Origin of the sequence: Thiocapsa sp., from assembly GCF_035467215.1 — a bacterium.
GTDB lineage: Bacteria > Pseudomonadota > Gammaproteobacteria > Chromatiales > Chromatiaceae > Thiocapsa.
Genome location: NZ_DATITZ010000156.1, coordinates 1 through 16,754 on the forward strand (window position 1 = coordinate 1; position 16,754 = coordinate 16,754).

The 16,754-nt window shown below is 64.7% G+C and carries 14 protein-coding genes and 1 pseudogene; 5 read left to right on the plus strand and 10 right to left on the minus strand.

What is annotated here, in order from left to right:
- Both VLR48_RS08710 and VLR48_RS08715 read left to right on the plus strand, forming a co-directional pair.
- Positions 1–98, plus strand: a pseudogene (locus VLR48_RS08710) (Soluble pyridine nucleotide transhydrogenase); the annotation flags it as partial.
- 429 nt (positions 99–527) lie between these two features.
- Positions 528–1,199, plus strand: a complete 672-nt coding sequence (locus VLR48_RS08715) for a hypothetical protein (protein WP_325291405.1) — start codon at positions 528–530, stop codon at positions 1,197–1,199.
- Positions 1,200–1,325: 126 nt separating this feature from the next.
- On the opposite strand, the gene gshA is transcribed toward VLR48_RS08715, so the two are convergent.
- The 6 genes from gshA to rluD all read right to left on the minus strand — a co-directional run bounded on the left by gshA (position 1,326) and on the right by rluD (position 8,270).
- Positions 1,326–2,966 (minus strand): glutamate--cysteine ligase, encoded by a 1,641-nt coding sequence (gshA, locus tag VLR48_RS08720; RefSeq protein ID WP_325291406.1) that lies wholly within the window; start codon positions 2,964–2,966, stop codon positions 1,326–1,328.
- Positions 2,967–3,182: 216 nt separating this feature from the next.
- Positions 3,183–5,285, minus strand: a complete 2,103-nt coding sequence (locus VLR48_RS08725) for a carboxy terminal-processing peptidase (RefSeq protein ID WP_325291407.1) — start codon at positions 5,283–5,285, stop codon at positions 3,183–3,185.
- A gap of 171 nt (positions 5,286–5,456) precedes the next feature.
- A complete protein-coding gene (def, locus tag VLR48_RS08730) occupies positions 5,457–5,960 on the minus strand; it encodes a peptide deformylase (RefSeq protein WP_325291408.1) in 504 nt (167 codons plus the stop codon).
- 3 nt (positions 5,961–5,963) lie between these two features.
- On the minus strand, positions 5,964–6,485 hold the full coding sequence (locus VLR48_RS08735) for a glycine cleavage system protein R (protein WP_325291409.1): 522 nt from the start codon (positions 6,483–6,485) through the stop codon (positions 5,964–5,966).
- Positions 6,478–7,290 carry a peptidoglycan editing factor PgeF gene (pgeF, locus tag VLR48_RS08740; protein WP_325291416.1) on the minus strand — a complete coding sequence of 271 codons (813 nt, stop codon included), beginning with the start codon at positions 7,288–7,290 and terminating at the stop codon, positions 6,478–6,480. The genes VLR48_RS08735 and pgeF overlap by 8 nt, the downstream gene beginning before the upstream one ends.
- Before the next feature lie 32 nt (positions 7,291–7,322).
- A complete protein-coding gene (gene rluD / locus VLR48_RS08745; RefSeq protein ID WP_325291417.1) occupies positions 7,323–8,270 on the minus strand; it encodes a 23S rRNA pseudouridine(1911/1915/1917) synthase RluD in 948 nt (315 codons plus the stop codon).
- Between the two features lie 156 nt (positions 8,271–8,426).
- On the opposite strand from rluD, the gene VLR48_RS08750 reads away from it, so the two are divergent.
- Positions 8,427–9,254 carry an outer membrane protein assembly factor BamD gene (locus VLR48_RS08750; RefSeq protein WP_325291410.1) on the plus strand — a complete coding sequence of 276 codons (828 nt, stop codon included), beginning with the start codon at positions 8,427–8,429 and terminating at the stop codon, positions 9,252–9,254.
- Positions 9,255–9,370: 116 nt separating this feature from the next.
- Here the strand turns inward: VLR48_RS08750 and VLR48_RS08755 are convergent, their stop codons facing one another.
- From VLR48_RS08755 to sucC, 4 genes are all read right to left on the minus strand, one after another.
- Positions 9,371–9,709, minus strand: coding sequence for a P-II family nitrogen regulator (locus VLR48_RS08755; protein WP_093032757.1), 339 nt, complete (start codon positions 9,707–9,709; stop codon positions 9,371–9,373).
- A 158-nt stretch (positions 9,710–9,867) separates the two neighbouring features.
- Positions 9,868–11,493, minus strand: a complete 1,626-nt coding sequence (locus VLR48_RS08760) for an NAD+ synthase (protein WP_325291411.1) — start codon at positions 11,491–11,493, stop codon at positions 9,868–9,870.
- Between the two features lie 168 nt (positions 11,494–11,661).
- Positions 11,662–12,534: a succinate--CoA ligase subunit alpha gene (gene sucD / locus VLR48_RS08765; RefSeq protein ID WP_325291412.1), complete on the minus strand. Its 873-nt coding sequence runs from the start codon at positions 12,532–12,534 to the stop codon at positions 11,662–11,664.
- Position 12,535: 1 nt separating this feature from the next.
- Positions 12,536–13,723: an ADP-forming succinate--CoA ligase subunit beta gene (gene sucC, locus VLR48_RS08770; RefSeq protein ID WP_325291413.1), complete on the minus strand. Its 1,188-nt coding sequence runs from the start codon at positions 13,721–13,723 to the stop codon at positions 12,536–12,538.
- Between the two features lie 157 nt (positions 13,724–13,880).
- Between sucC and VLR48_RS08775 the strand changes: the two genes are divergently transcribed.
- Together VLR48_RS08775 and VLR48_RS08780 are read left to right on the plus strand one after the other, a co-directional pair.
- Entirely contained in the window at positions 13,881–15,527 is a 1,647-nt protein-coding gene (locus VLR48_RS08775) for a sensor histidine kinase (protein WP_325291414.1), read from the plus strand.
- A 183-nt stretch (positions 15,528–15,710) separates the two neighbouring features.
- Positions 15,711–16,754: sigma-54 dependent transcriptional regulator (locus tag VLR48_RS08780; protein WP_325291415.1), on the plus strand; the 1,044-nt coding region annotated here is incomplete at its 3' end.

The window sequence follows — 16,754 nt, forward strand, 5'->3', positions numbered from 1 at the left end:
ACAGCATTCGGTACTTCACCGAAACCACCTTCAACTATCCCACGATGGCGGAGGCCTATCGGGTCGCTGCGCTCAACGGCTTGAATCGACTCTTCTAACTGAACCGCGTCCCGAGATATATGCAACCTCTCGTGTGGATGAGGCATCCTGGCGATCAACCGGCCTCGCAGTCGACGCGGTTCAGTACAAAATAAAATCAATGATTTAAGTCCCGACGGCCGGCGTGGCAGGTCGTAAGATCAATTTTGGGTTGATATGTTAGAGATTCATTATATACTGATGACCTAATCAGGACGGTGGTCGAAGGGCAACGACAATTATCAGCTTGCTGCCGATACCCGCGTCATAGCGCGGGCACCCTGAAGCCGTGACGGCGCGATACCGACCTGCCGGCACGTCCGTTCTGAATGAAGACCCGCGAGTCCCGCTCGACCGATGTGCCGAGGGGACGCGGTTCCCCGATCAACGGGGGACGACTCGCAAGTAGACAAAAACTCATCATTCTCAAATCTTTAAAGGTGTGTTCCATGTTCAAGCTCGTCCAAGCAGCCTCGATCATCGCCCTTGCCGCCACCGCGTCCTCCGCCGGTGCGTGGTACAACGCTCCCGTCGCGCCGGTCATGCCCCCCGAGATGGCCGAGCATCAGATGCAGGCCATCTCCGCGCAGCACGAGGCGATGGCCGAGCAGCATCACAAGGCCATCGAGCAGGCGATGGAGGCGCATCGGCAGATGATGGAGAAGCGCGCAGCCGATTTCGCTCGGATGCCTTCCGGCATCGACGCCGGTTTCCCGGAGATGCCGCCGGTACCGGAATTCGCTCAGTACCCCGGAATGCCGGAGATGCCCGCCATGCCTGAGTTCGGTCAAATCCCGGCCATGCCGGAGATGCCCGCCATGCCTGAATTCGGTCAGATCCCGGAGCGTCCGGCGATGCCCGAATTCGTGAAGACGCGCATGGATGAGATGGATGCCCATCGCGCCAAGGTTCAGCAGGGGATTCAGGAGCGTCGCGCCGCCTTCAAGGCTGAGAGCGAGCAGCGTCGCGCGCAATATCCGGGTGCCATGGAGCGCACCCAGATGGCCGGCTTTGCACCGCACATGCACCCGGCGATGATGCCGAACCATGACTGCGCGCCCAAGACCCAGGCCCCCGAGCAACAGGCCGCTGCGCCGGCACCTGCCGCGACTGCGCAATAAAGGTCCGGAACGCCGAGGCGATCCGTTCGAAAGAGTCGCCTCGCACATGACCCGAAGACCCCGGCAACGGGGTCTTCGTCGTTTCGAGGGCCTTGTTCGGGTGATGACCCGAACGTCCCCGCACCATCAAACCCTCTCCTGAAACTCGACGCGATCCACGGCCGGATCTCGGCCGATGTCGGTGGCTCGGCCCTGGTTGAAATAATCGGCGAGAAAATCATCGAAACTGCGATCATCCGCGGCCTCGATGGCCTCTTGCTGCGCGCTCGACTCGCGGGCGAGCCGATCGAGCAGTGCTTCGCGCTCGGGATCGATCCGGTGACGCCTGAGGGTCTCCCGATGGGCCTCGGTCAGACGCCGAGCGAAGGCGAAAAAGCCCTCGTGCCGCTCACGCATCATCGCAAGGATGCGGGCCGAGGGGGTCGCATCCGGGTCCGCGACCTTTTCGCGTTGTCGCTCGACACTCTGCACGTGAGGACCGTCCGACACCCCGTCGAGGAGCTCGGCAACCTTGATCATGTCATCGAGGATTTCGCTCGCCCAGACACGCAAGGGAACAGCCTCCCGAAGGCGGGTTAGCGCGAGCCCGGGCTCGCGCCCGCGATGGGCGGTCAGAACCTGATTCTCGTCGATCGCGCGCCGCTCGCTCGCGCCGATGCGAGGACTGTCCAGGATCAGGCAATAGAGCATCAGGGTTTCGAAGAAGTGAATCTGCTCGGCCGCAATCCCGACCGGCTCGAAGATATTGATGTCGGGCGAGCGCAGCTCGACGTAGCGGACACCGCGGCGCCGCAGGGCCAGCGTCGGGCGCTCCATCCACTCGGTGATCTGCTTGGGACGCACCGTGCTGTAATACTCGTTCTCGATCTGGAGCACGTTGGCGTTGAGCTGCTCGTAACGATCGCCGACCTTCACACCGATCTTCTCGTACTGCGGACAGGGGGTCTCGATCGCCCAGGTCAGACTGCGCAGGTAGGAATCGAGGCTGTCGTAGCTCGCCTTCATCCCGGTGCCTTGTTCCTGTTGGTTTTGATACCCGATGTCGCCCATGCGCAGCGAGGTCGCATAGGGGTAAAAGAGCGTATGGGGATCGAAGACCAGCAGATCGGTCTCGCGGCCCTGAACAAAGCTGGAACAGACCGCGGGGGATGCACCGAAGAGATAGGGCACGATCCAGCCGACACGCTGCAGGTTGCGGATCATCCCCATCTGCGCATCGGAGCGAAACGCCACGACATCGCCCGGCACGCCCTGAATCGCCTGATAAGCATCCAAGAAATTGTCCGCAAACGAGAAATTGAAATGCAGACCGGCGATCACCTGCATGGTTCGACCGTAGCGGTTGCCCAATCCGCGCCGATAGACCGTCTTCATCGTTCCGGCATTCGAGGTGCCGTATTGCGCTAGCGGGATGCTCGCACCGCCCTCGAGCACGCAGGGCATGCTGGTCGCCCAAATCAGCTCGTCGCCGAGATGGCGATAGACATAGGCATGGAGGTCGGTGAGGAATCCCAGCACATCGTCGACCCGCGAGGTCGGGGGCGTGATGAGCTCGAGCAGCGCCTCGGAGAAATCGGTCGTGATGTAGGGATGCGTCAAGGCGGAGCCGAGCGCTCGCGGATGCGGCGACATGGCGAGATGGCCGGCGGCCGACGCGCGCAGACCCTCCTTTTCCAGACCGATGCGATTGCCGCGGAGCCGCTCGGACGCGCCGGCCGAACGCAGTCGCTCGACCCGCGTTTCAAGATCCTTTCGAGACTGATTCAATGACTAACCCTTGAGATCGGCAGTGTGCTGCGCCCCACCCGGGCGACGGCCGACAGCCGGCTAAACCTCGGCGACAGGATGCGGCAGGGCTCCCGCGCGCCATCCGGGCGAACATATTCGAGATTCGCAATCCTGAATTGCGTCCGCTCCAACGCCAGTACATTCATGCGACGTCGATTCAACGTGACGATGGCCCATGTCATCGGCGGACGCGATTCAGTCACGCATCACTGCGCGCGGCCGCTCGGTGCGATCGAGCAAGACGGCATCGGCAAGGATACGCGCAGCCTCTTCGACCTGAATGCGCGCGATGGCCTCGCGTTGCGCATCGAGCAGGTCCTCGTCGACCTGCTCCTCGGAATCCTCGTCCACAGGAGCGATTCCGCGGGCACGGAGGTAACTGTTCTGCTGCTCCTTGAAGACGCTCCCGCGACGCTCGTCTTCCTCGCGGCGCGCGCTCTCTTGAAGCGAGACATGGGTTTGGGCCTCGACATCGCGCATCAGCTTGCTTCGCTCCACCAGCATCGTGAAGCCGGAATCTCTGGACACGCGCTCCGCGGACTGCAGCGCGAGGAGCTCGATGCTGACGGAGCCGACCTTCTTGTATTCGGCCGGACGAATCCGAGTCCACGGCAAGGCATTGTCGAGGGATCGCTCGCCGTGCTCGGACACGAGATCGGCGGTCGGAAAACGAATATCCGGCTCGACGCCGCGCAGCTGCGTGCTCCCGCCGCTGATGCGGAAGAACTCGGCCATCGTCAGACGCAGGCGGCCGAGATTGTTCTGCTCCCCGGGGACGTAGCGGTTGAGATCGATCAGGGTCTGCACGGTCCCCTTCCCGAAGGTCGGCTCGCCGATCACCAGTCCGCGACCGTAGTCCTGGATGGCGCCGGCAAAGATTTCGGAGGCGGAGGCACTGTCGCGATCCACCAGCACGGCCAACGGGCCACGGTAGGCAAGGCCGGGCTCGGGATCCGTCTCGACCTCGATCTTACCGAAGGCATCCTTCACCTGTACGACCGGACCTGTATCGATAAAGAGACCGGTGAGCGAGGTCGCCTCGGCCAAGGAGCCACCGCCGTTGCCGCGCAGATCGATCACGATGCCGTCGACACCCTTCAAAACCAGGTCGTCGATCAACTGGCGCACGTCCCGGGTCGTGCTGCGGAAATTCTGATCGCCCGAGCCCTCGGCTTGGAAGTCCCGATAAAAGGCCGGGATCTCGATGACGCCGATCCGCATGCCCGGCGCGTTCTCCAAACTGTCCAGGACCAAGCCTTTCGCGGCCTGATCCTCGAGCTTGATCTCGTTGCGTACGATCGCGACCTCGCGCACACCGCCGTTGGTCGCGGCGGATTTGGGCAGCAGCTGCAACCTCACGACCGAGCCCTTGGGTCCGCGGATCTTGTCGACGACGTCTTGGAGCCGCCAACCCACGACATCCTCGATCGCGCCGTCGAGCCCCTGAGCAACCCCGACGATCCGATCACCCGTCTGGACCTGACCCGACTCGCGGGCCGGACCGCCCGGGACCGTGCTCTGAATGACCGTGTATTCGTTGTCCGCGCGCAGGACGGCCCCGATCCCCTCCAGCGACAGCTTCATGCTGATGTCGAAGTTCTCGGATGTGCTGGGCGACATATAGCTCGTATGCGGCTCGAGCGTCTGGGTATAGGCGTTCATGAACGTCTGGAAGACGTCGTTGCCGTCGAACTGATGGGTGCGACGCACCAACCCTTGATATCGTTCGCTCAGCCGTTCGCGAATCTCCTCGTCCGTCTTGTCGGCCAAGCGCAGGGTCAGGAAATCGTTCTTCACGCGCTTGCGCCAGATGTCGTCCAGCTCGGCGCTGTCCTTGGCCCACGCCACGTCCGGCGAGTCGAGCCTGTAGGCCTCGTCGCGATCGAAATCGAACGGGCCCCTCAGAAGACTCTCGGCATAGATGACCCGCTCGTCGACGCGCATTCGGTACACCCGAAAGACGTCGAAGGCGAGGTCGAGCTCGCCGCGGCGCAACCCTTCGTCCAAGCGCTTGGCCCCGCCCTTGAAGCGTTCGACATCACGGGCCAGAAAGAAGGAACGGCTCGGATCCAGCGCCTTCAGGTAACTGTCGAGGACGTCCTGTGCAAAGTCGTGGTCGAGCTCGACCTTTCGATAGTGAAAGCGCTCGAGAACCTTGTTGATGACAACCGCCGATTTGGTCTGGGCAGGGCTCGGAAACAGCTCCGAGAGCGGAACCTGGCGAGGGGCTGCAAAGACAAGCGTCACGGCCAGGAAGGCAGCGACGGCGAAGACAAGGCGGGACAGGCGCGATCTCATAGGCGGTTCTCGTAATCAATCTCTTTGCAGAGAGACAACGTTGGTTGGACGGGGTTTCTGGCCCAAACCGCAATGCCCTTCATCCAACACCGAGCGGAGCAATGCCCGCGATAAATAGACAGATGGGGCCGCCGCGACAGCTCTTCATGGGCCTACTACCCTCATCCGCAATCAGGTCTGGTAGACCTTACGCCGGTACAGATCGGTGCGACGACTCACGACCCGATCGACGAACAGCAGACCGTCGAGATGATCCATCTCATGCTGGACCGCGCGCGCCTCGTATCCCTCCATCGCGTACTCGGTCTCGCGCCCGTCGACGTCTTGCGACTTCAGGCGGATACCGGTTGCACGGATGACATTGCCGGTGTAGTCCGGCACCGAGAGACAGCCCTCGCGGCCGATCGCGTAACCTTCCCAATGGACGATCTCGGGATTCACCAGGATCAGGTGGCCGTGATTGGGGGTTTTCGGACGACCCGAAACGTCGACGATCACGATGCGTTGGAAGCGTCCGACCTGCGGGGCCGCGATGCCGACGGCGGCCGGACCGGCCAGACGGGTTTCTTCCAGGTCTGCCACGAAACTGCGCAAGTCCTCGTCGAAACGCTCGACCGGCTCGGAGACCTGCTTCAGACGCGGGTCCGGAAGCTTGAGGATATCGAGGATCGCCATGACTCAGCCGATCAGGATATCGACGGGGGCGACATCCACGGAGACGCCTTGGGTGCTCAGCGCCGACAGCGCCGTTTGAACCTCTTCGATGGTGCGCTCGCAGTAGCCCTGAATGTTCATGATATAGACCGGGTGTTGCGCATCGCCCGCGACATCGGACTCGAGCTCGAGGATGTTGAACCCGTGCTCGGCAAGGATTTCGGTCACATCGGCGACGATGCCGGCACGGTCGGCCCCGAAGACCCGGACCTGGAGATTCGGGACGAGGTGACGGTGCAGCCCGCCCGGCACCGGGTCCAGATGGATCCGCAGACCGAGCTCCTCGGCGACCGGGCGCACGGCGGCCATCAGCTCGTCGCAATGGCGCTCGCCGCTCACCATCAGCATGATGGTAAAGTTGCCGCCGAGACGAATCATGGACGCCTCGCCGAGGTTGCATCCGCAGGTATAGAGTGCTCGCGTCACCCGCGAGACGATCCCCGGGCGGTCGGCACCGACCAGGGTCAACATGTTCCAGTCAGGCATGATGTGCCCCTCCCGTTGCAGCATCGCCGTCGCCGTCGAGCCAGATCAGACTCGCCATCCGCCCGGTGACGCCGTCGCGCCGATACGAAAAAAAACGTCGTGGATCCGAATGGGTACAGTAACCGCCTCCATAGACCTCTGTCACGCCGAGGCTGGCGAGACGGCGGCGCGCCAGGGCGGCGAGGTCGGCCAGGAAACGCCCGTCGCGCGACGCACGGAACGCATCGATCGACTCCGGATCCGCCGCGAGGAACCGCTCGCGCACCTCGGGGCCGACCTCGAAGGCATCCGGACCGATCGCCGGACCGAGCCAAACCAGGAGACGCTCGGACGGAATCCGCCCGCTCGACGCCCCCATGGCCGCGATCGCCCGCTCCAGGATGCCGGATGCCAAACCGCGCCAGCCGGCGTGCACCGCCGCCACGCGGGTCCCCCGATCGTCGCACACGAGCACCGGCAGACAATCGGCCGTCATGACGACACAGACCACGCCGGCCTCGCCGGTGACCGCCCCGTCGGCCTCGCAGTCGCCGAGCATCCGCGCATCGCTCGGGATCGCCGAATCCGCGCCCGCGAGCCTGCAGCCATGCACCTGCCGGAGCCACAGCGGCTCGCTCGGCAGTTTCAGGCGCTCGCGCAGGATGGCGCGATTCCGGGCAACCCGCTCGGGTGCGTCCCCGACATGATCCCCCAGGTTGAGGCTCGCATAGACACCGGTGCCGACGCCGCCGTCGCGGGTGGTTGAATAGGCCCGCACGCGGGCCGGTGCGGGCCAATCCGGCTCGATCATTTCCGGTGCGATCATCCCGGGTGCGGACAGGTCGGGCTCGATCGGGCTCACGCGGAGGTCTCGCCCCGAAACTGCTCGAGCAACCCCGCGAGATCCGCCGGCAAGGGACTCTCCCAACTCATCGCCGTCCCGAGTGTCGGATGCGCCAAGCCGAGACGCAAGGCGTGCAGGGCCTGACGCGGAAAGCCCTGGAGCGCATCGACCAGACCGGCGGATGCCCCCTTGGGCGGTCGCGGACGACCGCCGTAGGCGCGATCGCCGACCAGCGGGTGCTGCGTGTGGGCCATGTGCACGCGAATCTGGTGCGTCCGGCCGGTCTCGAGCTCGACCGCGAGCAGACTGTGACCGGCGAATCGTTCCAACACGCGAAACCGGGTGATCGCAGGCCGCCCATTGGCAACCACCGCCATGCGGGTGCGCTGCGTGGGATGCCGCCCGACCGGTGCCTCGATCCGCCCGCCGGCGACCACCTCGCCGATGACCAGGGCACGATACTCGCGATGGACCTGCCGCGCTTGCAGCTGCTCAACCAAAGAACGGTGCGCCTCGAGCGTCTTCGCCACCACGAGCAGCCCGGTCGTGTCCTTGTCCAAGCGATGCACGATGCCGGCCCGCGGCACGTTCGCCAGCGCCGGATCATGGTTCAGCAGGGCGTTCTGCAAGGTGCCGTCGCGATGTCCCGCCGCAGGATGCACCACCAGACCGGCCGGTTTGTCGAGCACGAGGATCTGATCATCCTCGAAGACCGGATTCAGCGGAATCGCTTGGGCAAAACAATCGCCGACCGGCTCGATCGGCGCGTCCAGCTCGATGAGCTCGCCGCCCCAGACCTTGTCGCGCGAGCGTCGGGCCACCCCGTCCACCCGAACCTGTCCGGACTCGATCCACAGCTGCAGCCGGCTGCGCGAGAGCTCGGGGATGAGAGCCGCCAAGACCTGATCGAGCCGACGGGCCGCGTGCTGCGGCTCGACACGGATCTCGCGTCGAATGCGCATGAGGCCCGAAGCGGAATGCGGCGGGATGTCGGGCGGGATGTCCGGCACGGCTTGCGTCATGACCGATTCACCGATTCGCCGCGGGTGTATCCTCGCGCGCGAGGACCGATGCCTTCGGGTATACTGAGCAAAGAAAACAACAGGTATCTCTGATTCATGCGAAGAACGTTAACACGACTGCCGGCGCTCGTGCTCGCCGTCGCGCTCGCCGGGTGCGGCGTCTTCGGCAAAGAGATCGATCTTACCGAGAACTGGAGCGCAGCCAAACTCTACGCCGAGGCATCCTCCGAGTTGGACTCTTCCAACTATGCCAAGGCGGTCGAGTATTACGAGAAGCTCGAGGCGCGCTATCCGTTCGGGCGTTATGCGATGCAGTCGCAGCTCGACGTCGCCTACGCGCATTACCGCGCCGACGAGCCGGAGGCCGCGATCGCCGCGGCGGACCGTTTCATCAAGCTCTATCCCCAAAACCCCTATGTCGACTATGCCTACTATCTCAAAGGGCTGGTCAACTACAACCGTAGCGTGGGGTTTCTGGATCGCTATATCCCGACCGATGCGTCGCAACGCGATCCGGGCTCGGCCCTGGATGCCTTCGTAGATTTCTCGACCTTGGTCGAGCGTTTTCCCGACAGCCGCTATGCCGAGGATGCGCGCCAGCGCATGCTCTATCTGCGCAACAATCTCGCCAAGCACGAGGTCAACGTGGCGCGCTACTACATGCGCCGCGGCGCCTACCTCGCCGCAGCGAACCGCGCGAACTACGTGATCGAACGCTTTCAGCGCACAAGCGCCGTTGAAAGCGCGCTCGAGGTGTTGATCGACGCCTACACGGCGCTCGGCAAACGCGAGCTGGCGGCAGACGCAAAACGCGTTCTCGACTTGAACAGGGAGGCAGGCACATTCCCCTCCGACGAGCCCGAACCCGGAGACGTCAGCCTCGCACGTAAACTCTGGGACTATCTGAGTCTCGACGAGAATTGACCGCAGTATTCATGAGCTGACCCGGCGCGGCGATATGACGCGGCGCCGGGTCAGTCGACAAGCGCTTGAACGAGGCAGCGACGTCTAAATCGCAACCTCGACGACACGACGCCGGATCAGACTGCGGCCTCGTTCTCTTCCCCGGTGCGGATACGCACCACGTGCGTCACATCCGAGACAAAGATCTTGCCGTCGCCGATCTTGCCGGTCCGAGCGGCGGTCGTGATGGCGCTGATGCAGGTCTCCACTAGATCATCGGTGAGCACCAGCTCGATCTTGACCTTGGGCAGAAAATCCACGACGTACTCGGCGCCCCGATACAGCTCGGTGTGGCCCTTCTGGCGCCCGAAACCCTTGACCTCGATCGCGGTCATGCCGGTGATGCCCGCGGCGGAGAGCGCCTCGCGGACGTCGTCCAGCTTAAATGGCTTAATGATGGCTTCAACCTTCTTCATGACGCTCTCCATTGTGGGATCCGGCTACCGAAGCCGTTGAGTATAAGTTCCGGGCATGGCCTTGAACAGCGAACGGGTTCATCCGCGGGACGACGACACCCCATACCAGGTCGATGCGCGAAAGACTCAAGACCGATCCAGGCCGCCCGAGACCCGATTTAGAACCCGCTCGTGATCGGATAGCGGCGATCGCGACCGAACGCCCGCGTCGAGATGCGCACGCCGGGCGGGGCCTGCCGGCGCTTGTATTCGTTGCGATCGACCAACCGGGTGACCCGACGCACGATCTCGGCGGGATAACCGCGCGCGACGATCGCATCGACACCTTCGTCCTCTTCGATATAGAGCCGCAGGATCGGATCCAAAACCTCGTAGGGAGGAAGGCTGTCCTGATCGGTCTGATCGGGACGCAGCTCCGCGGAGGGCGGACGCGTCAGCACACGCTCGGGAATCACCGGCGAGCAACGGTTGCGATAGCGCGCGAGTCGATACACCAAGAGCTTCGGCACGTCCTTGATGGGCGCGAAACCGCCGGCCATGTCGCCGTAGAGGGTGGCGTAGCCCACCGCCATCTCGCTCTTGTTTCCGGTGGTCAGCAGGATGCGCCCGGTCTTGTTGCTGATCGCCATCAGGACGATACCGCGGCAGCGCGCCTGGATGTTCTCCTCGGTGACGTCCGCGGCCAGACCCGCGAAGGCCGGCTCCAGCATCGACAGGAACGACCGGAAGGCGGGCTCGATCGAGATCATCTGAGCCTTCACGCCGAGTGACTCGGCCTCCTCGAAGGCATCAGAATTGCTCATCTGCGAGGTATAGCGCGACGGCATCAAGACGCCCTCGACCGCGTCGGCACCCAGCGCATCCACCGCGATGGCAAGCGTCAGCGCGGAGTCGACACCGCCCGAGAGACCGAGCACCGCCCCGCTGAAACCGTTCTTGCGGACATAATCGCGCACACCCAACACCAATGCGCCGTAGACGCTCGCCTCCTCGTCCATCGCATCGTCGCCGAACGCCTGCGCTCCGGGCTCGGGCGACGCGCCGACCGGGCGCCCCGCGTCGTCGAGGTCGAACGTCAGCAGATCTTCCTCGAAAACCGCCGCGCGATGCAGGATCCGACCCGCGCCGTCGGCCACGAACGAAGCACCGTCGAAAACCAGCTCGTCCTGCCCCCCGACCAGGTTCGCATAGACGATCGGGATGCCGTGCTCGCTCGCCCGACGCGCGACCAGTGTCTCGCGCTCGGCACGCTTGCCGAGATGGAAGGGCGAGGCATTGATGTTGACCAGGACCCGCGCCCCGGCCTCGGCGGCCTGCCGTGTCGGATCTTCTTGCCAGATGTCCTCGCACACGCTCAAACCGATCTTCAAACCCAGGTGATCGAGCACCAAAGGGGTCGCGCCGGCATGGAAATAGCGCTTCTCGTCGAAGACGCTGTAGTTGGGCAAATGCTGCTTCGCGTACTCGCCGATCAACTCGCCGTCGCGGATCACACCGGCCACATTGAACAGACCGCCGACGGCCCGAAGCGGATAGCCCAACACCAGGGTAACCCCTCGACACTCGGCGCGGATCCGCTCCAAGGCCGACTCGACGCGCTGCAGCAGCTCGGGGCGCAGCAAGAGATCCTCCGGCGGATAGCCGGTGAGGGTCAGCTCGGGAAAGACCAGCAGATCGACCCCATCCGCGCGCGCGCAGGTCGCCTCGGCGATCACCCGATCGGCGTTGCCCGCGACGTTCCCGACGACGAGATTCAACTGCGCAATCCGGATACGACATCCCACGGCGGGGTCCTCTTGATGTGATGAGAAGCTTGGTGTGGCCGCCAGCGGCAGGACACTGGCTATCAGCTATCAGAACTGTCAGCTTCGGCGAAATGTGTATATGGGCTGACGGCTGACAGCTGACGGCTGATAGCTGGCGGCAGGCGGCAGGCGGCCATCGCCCCCTCGTCAGCCGCCGAGAAGCTCCGCAAGCCTGCTCCCCATCTCCGCGGGCGAGCGCACCGTGACCGCACCTGCCCGCTCGAGGGCCGCGTACTTGCCTTCGGCCGTCCCGCGTCCGCCGGTGACGATCGCACCGGCGTGCCCCATGCGTTTGCCGGCAGGCGCCGTCACCCCGGCGATGTAGGCGACCAACGGTTTGGAGATCCGCTCGCGGATGACCTCCGCGGCCTCTTCCTCGCCGCTGCCGCCGATCTCGCCGACCATGATGATCGCCTCGGTCTGCGGATCTTGCTCGAAGAGATCCAGACAGGCGACGAAATCGAGACCCTGAATCGGATCCCCGCCGATGCCGATGCAGGTGCTCTGTCCCAGACCCGCTTGGGTCGTCTGCCAGACCGCCTCGTAGGTCAGGGTCCCGGAGCGCGACACGATGCCGACCCGGCCGGGTGCGTGGATGTTCCCCGGCATGATGCCGATCTTGCAGGCACCCGGCGTGATGATACCGGGACAGTTGGGGCCGATCAGGACCGCCGGGCTGCCCGCGAGCGCGGCCTTCACCCGCACCATGTCCAGGACCGGGATCCCCTCGGTGATGCAGACGATGACCCGAATTCCCGCATCCGCCGCCTCCAGGATCGCATCGGCGGCATAGGCCGCCGGCACGTAGATCATGGTCGCATCCGCGCCGGTGTCGCGGACCGCTTGATGCACGGTGTCGAAGACCGGCCGATCGAGATGCTGCTGCCCGCCCTTGCCGGGCGTCACGCCGCCGACGAGATTGGTGCCGTAGGCGATCGCCTGCTCGCTGTGGAAGGTCCCCTGCTTGCCCGTGAAGCCCTGACAGATGACCCGTGTGTTGCTGTCGACCAGAACGCTCATCTCAAACCCCTCCGGCAACGGCAGCTCGACCGGCGGCCGCGTCCACGACGCGGCGGGCCGCCTCGCCGAGACCCGCCATCGTCTCGACCGCCAACCCGCTGCGTGCGAGCATCTCCAAGCCCTGCGCAGCATTGGTGCCCTCCAGGCGCACCACCACCGGGACCGAGACCTGAACCTCCCGCACCGCCTCGATAATCCCCTCGGCGATCAGGTCGCACCGCACGATGCCGCCGAAGATGTTCACCAGCACCGCGCGAACGTTGGTGTCGGAGAGGATCAGCTTAAAGGCTTCGGCGACGCGCGCTGCCGTGGCGCCGCCCCCCACATCGAGAAAGTTTGCCGGTGCGCCGCCGTGCAGCTGCACCAGGTCCATGGTCGCCATGGCGAGCCCGGCCCCGTTGACCATGCATCCGATATTGCCGCTGAGACTAATGTAGCTCAGCTCATGCCGCTTCGCGGCCAGCTCGCGCGGATCCTCTTGACCCGGGTCGCGCAGCGCCTCCAGATCCGGGTGTCGGTAAAGCGCGTTGTCGTCCAGATTGATCTTGGCGTCCAAGGCAATCAGCTCACCGCGATCGTCGACCACCAGCGGGTTGACCTCCACCAGACTCGCGTCCTTCTCGACAAAGAGTCGATACAGCCCGTCCATCACCAGCCCGAGCGACTTGATCTGAGCCGGGTCCAGGCCCAGCCCGAACCCCAATCGGCGCACCTGATAGGGTTGCAGACCGACCGCCGGGTGCACCCGCACGCGCAGCAAACGCTCCGGCGTCTCGACCGCGACGCGTTCGATGTCCATCCCGCCGGCCTCCGAGGCGACGAAGAGGACACGCTCGGTCTCGCGCTCCAGGAGCAGCCCGAGATACAGCTCACGCGCGATCGCCATCGGCCGCTCGATCAGGAGCGTATCGACCGGCAAGCCGTGCGGCGCACTCTGGCCCGTCACCAGACGCGTACCGAGCAAGCGCCGCGCGGCGCTCTCGACCTCGGACGGACTCTCGGCCATCACCACGCCGCCTGCCTTGCCGCGTCCGCCCGCATGGACCTGCGCCTTCACGACCCAGCGCTCGCCGCCGAGCGCAGCGCAGGCGGCTGCGGCCTCCTCGATGCTGCTCGCCGTCGCGCCGTCCGGGATGCGGATCCGGTACTCATCGAACAGCCGTTTCGCCTGGTATTCGTGTAGATTCATGGTGTGCTCGCCGTCGCGGTGTGCCGAATCCCGAAGCGCCGCGACCACATGGCCGCGCCCCCGCCATTCTGGTCTAATCCGCGGCAGATTGGCAAAGGCGCATTCATCCTCCGCACGCAATCCGCCGCCCGAGGGCTGTCCGAGCATGAGACCGGCAATGACGAATCATTCCGACCGCAGGGCGGGCCGCCCGAGCCAGGTAAGGCGCCCCGAGAGCAACAAGCAACCGGGGCAGAACGGCCACCCCCATCCGACCTGGCTTGCGCTGCGCTGGTTGTTTCTGTTCCGGCTCGTGGTGCTGATCGGGCTCATCTTGCTGTTCTCGCCCTCGGCGCTGGACCCGCTGATCACGCCCGCCAACGCCGCGTTGGCTTGGAACGTCCTCATCCTCTACGCGATCCTGGTGCTGCTGAGCGGCCTGACCCTCTACGCGCGCCGACCGAGCCGCGGGAGCCAGGTCCACCTCGCCACCTATATCGACATCATCGCCTTCACGTTCTTGATGTATGCCGCGGGCGGCGCCGCAAGCGTCATCGGAATCCTGATCGGTGTCGCCGTGGCGGCCGGAGCCCTTCTGATGGAAGGGCGCATGGCGCTTCTGTTCGCGTCCTTCGCCGCCCTTGCCGTGCTCACCGAGCAGATCTATTCGGACCTTTACGGGGGCGTGGCGACCTCGAGCTATACCCAAGCCGGCCTGCTCGGCGGCATCTTCTTCGCCGTGGCACTCCTGGCGCATGTGCTCTATCGCAGGGTGCGCGAGGCCGAGGCCATGGCGGCGCGACGCACGGTGGATATCGCCAATCTGACCAAGCTCAACGCCTTCATCATCGCCAACCTCGAGACCGGCATCCTCGCGGTCGACGGCGAGCGTCATCTGCGTGTGCAGAACAACGCCGCCCTGGAGCTTCTCGACGTCGATGCGATCAAGCCCGGCAGCTCGCTGGTGGACTTCTCCCCGGAGGTCGTCGAGTGGCTCGAGACCCAGGTTCAGAACCCGGCGCCCGAGGGCACCCTCATGCACGTCGGCGGCCGCGAGCTGCGTGCGACCCTCAAGCTGCTCGGCGATTATCGGGCCTCCGGCGCCTTGATCTATCTGCGCGACAACCAGGAGCTCACACGCGAGGCCCAACAGATCAAGCTCGCCGCTCTCGGCACCCTTACCGCCAGCATCGCCCACAACATCCGCAACCCGTTGAGCGCCATCACCCACGCGAGCCAACTCTTCGCCGAAGGCAAGGACCTGCCGGAAGACGACCGCCATCTGCTCGACATCATCCGACGCAACAGTGCACGCATCGACGAAACGGTGCGTAGCGTGCTCCAGCTCTCGCGCCGCGATCGAATGGATCCGGTGTCGCTCGATACGGCACGCTGGCTCGAGGAGTTTGCCGAGGAGTTTCGCGAGACCCACCGACTCGCGCCGGAACGTCTCACGCTCGAGATCACCTGTTCGCCCGATCCGGTCGAGGTGGATCCACGCCATCTGCATCAGATCGTTTCCAACCTGTGCGAGAACGCGCTGATTCACGGCGGACACAACAACGAGCCGCCGCGGATCAAGATCCGTCTCGTCTCGACCGCCGAGGGAGCCGGTCCGCCCCTGATCGAGATCGCCGACGAGGGACCCGGAATCGACGTCAAGACGGCGCGCGACATCTTCAATCCATTCTTCACCACGAAGACCGGCGGTACGGGGCTCGGTCTCTATATCGCCCGGGAATTGGCGCAGACCAACGGTATCCATCTCACCTACGAGCCCGCCGAGCCGCACGGCAGTCGATTCAGGCTCCATTTCGCCCGGTGACGGGCACCGCGGACGGCCTCGAGGGGCTACCCGGCTTCTGTCCGATCAATCCACACGCTATGCTTGCGGAGCAAACACAAAGACAAGAACAGACGGGATAACCATGTCGTAAACGCGCATGGAACGCATCGTGGTAGAGAGCCCCGAACCAACCACCTGGACTCCACCGAGGGAGCTGGCCCAATGACGAAGGCTCAAGCGCTGGTCGTCGACGACGAGTCCGATATCCTCGACCTGCTGAAGATCACCCTCGGCCGCATGGATATTCGGGCACTGACCGCCATGAGGGTCATCGAAGCCAAACATCAGCTCGAACGGAATCGCTTCGACCTCTGCCTCACCGACATGAGCCTTCCGGACGGCAACGGCATCGACCTGATCCGTCACATCGCCGAGCACTATCCCGACTTGCCGGTCGCCATGATCACCGCCCACGGCAACATGGAATCGGCCGTCGCCGCCATGAAGGCCGGGGCCTTCGACTTCGTCCCCAAACCGGTGGATCTGGCACTCCTGCGCCAGCTCGTCGGCTCCGCATTGCGGCTGCGCGAGACAGCGGCCGCCGGGGAAGACAGCCGCAGCGCCGCCGGTGCAAGCCTGATCGGGGACTCGCGCGCGATGGAGCAGATCCGCCAGATGATCGGCAAGCTCGCGCGCAACCAGGCGCCGGTCTTCATCACAGGCGAGAGCGGGACAGGCAAAGAGCTGGCTGCCCGACTCATCCACGGTCAAGGCCCGCGGGCCGCCGGACCCTTCGTCGCGCTGAACTGCGGGGCGATTCCTCAGGACCTGGTCGAAAGCGAGCTGTTCGGCCACAAGAAAGGCAGCTTCACCGGCGCGGTAAGCGACAAGGAGGGTCTCTTCCAGGCCGCCTCGGGCGGGACCCTATTTCTCGACGAGGTCGCCGATCTGCCGCTGCCTGCGCAGGTGAAGCTCTTGCGGGCCGTTCAGGAGAAGAGCGTGCGCCCGGTCGGCGCCCAGCAGGAGGTCGCCGTGGATGCGCGGATCATCAGCGCCAGTCATCGCGAGCTCAACCTGGAGGTCGACAAAGGACACTTCAGGCAGGATCTCTTCTATCGCATTAACGTCATCGAGCTACGCATGCCCGCGCTGCGCGAGCGCCCCCGCGACATCCCCGCGCTGGCGGAACGGATGCTGCAGCGCATCGCCCGCAATCATAAGGGCCAGCCGGCCATGACCCTCTCGGCGGACGCCCTCGAGGCGTTG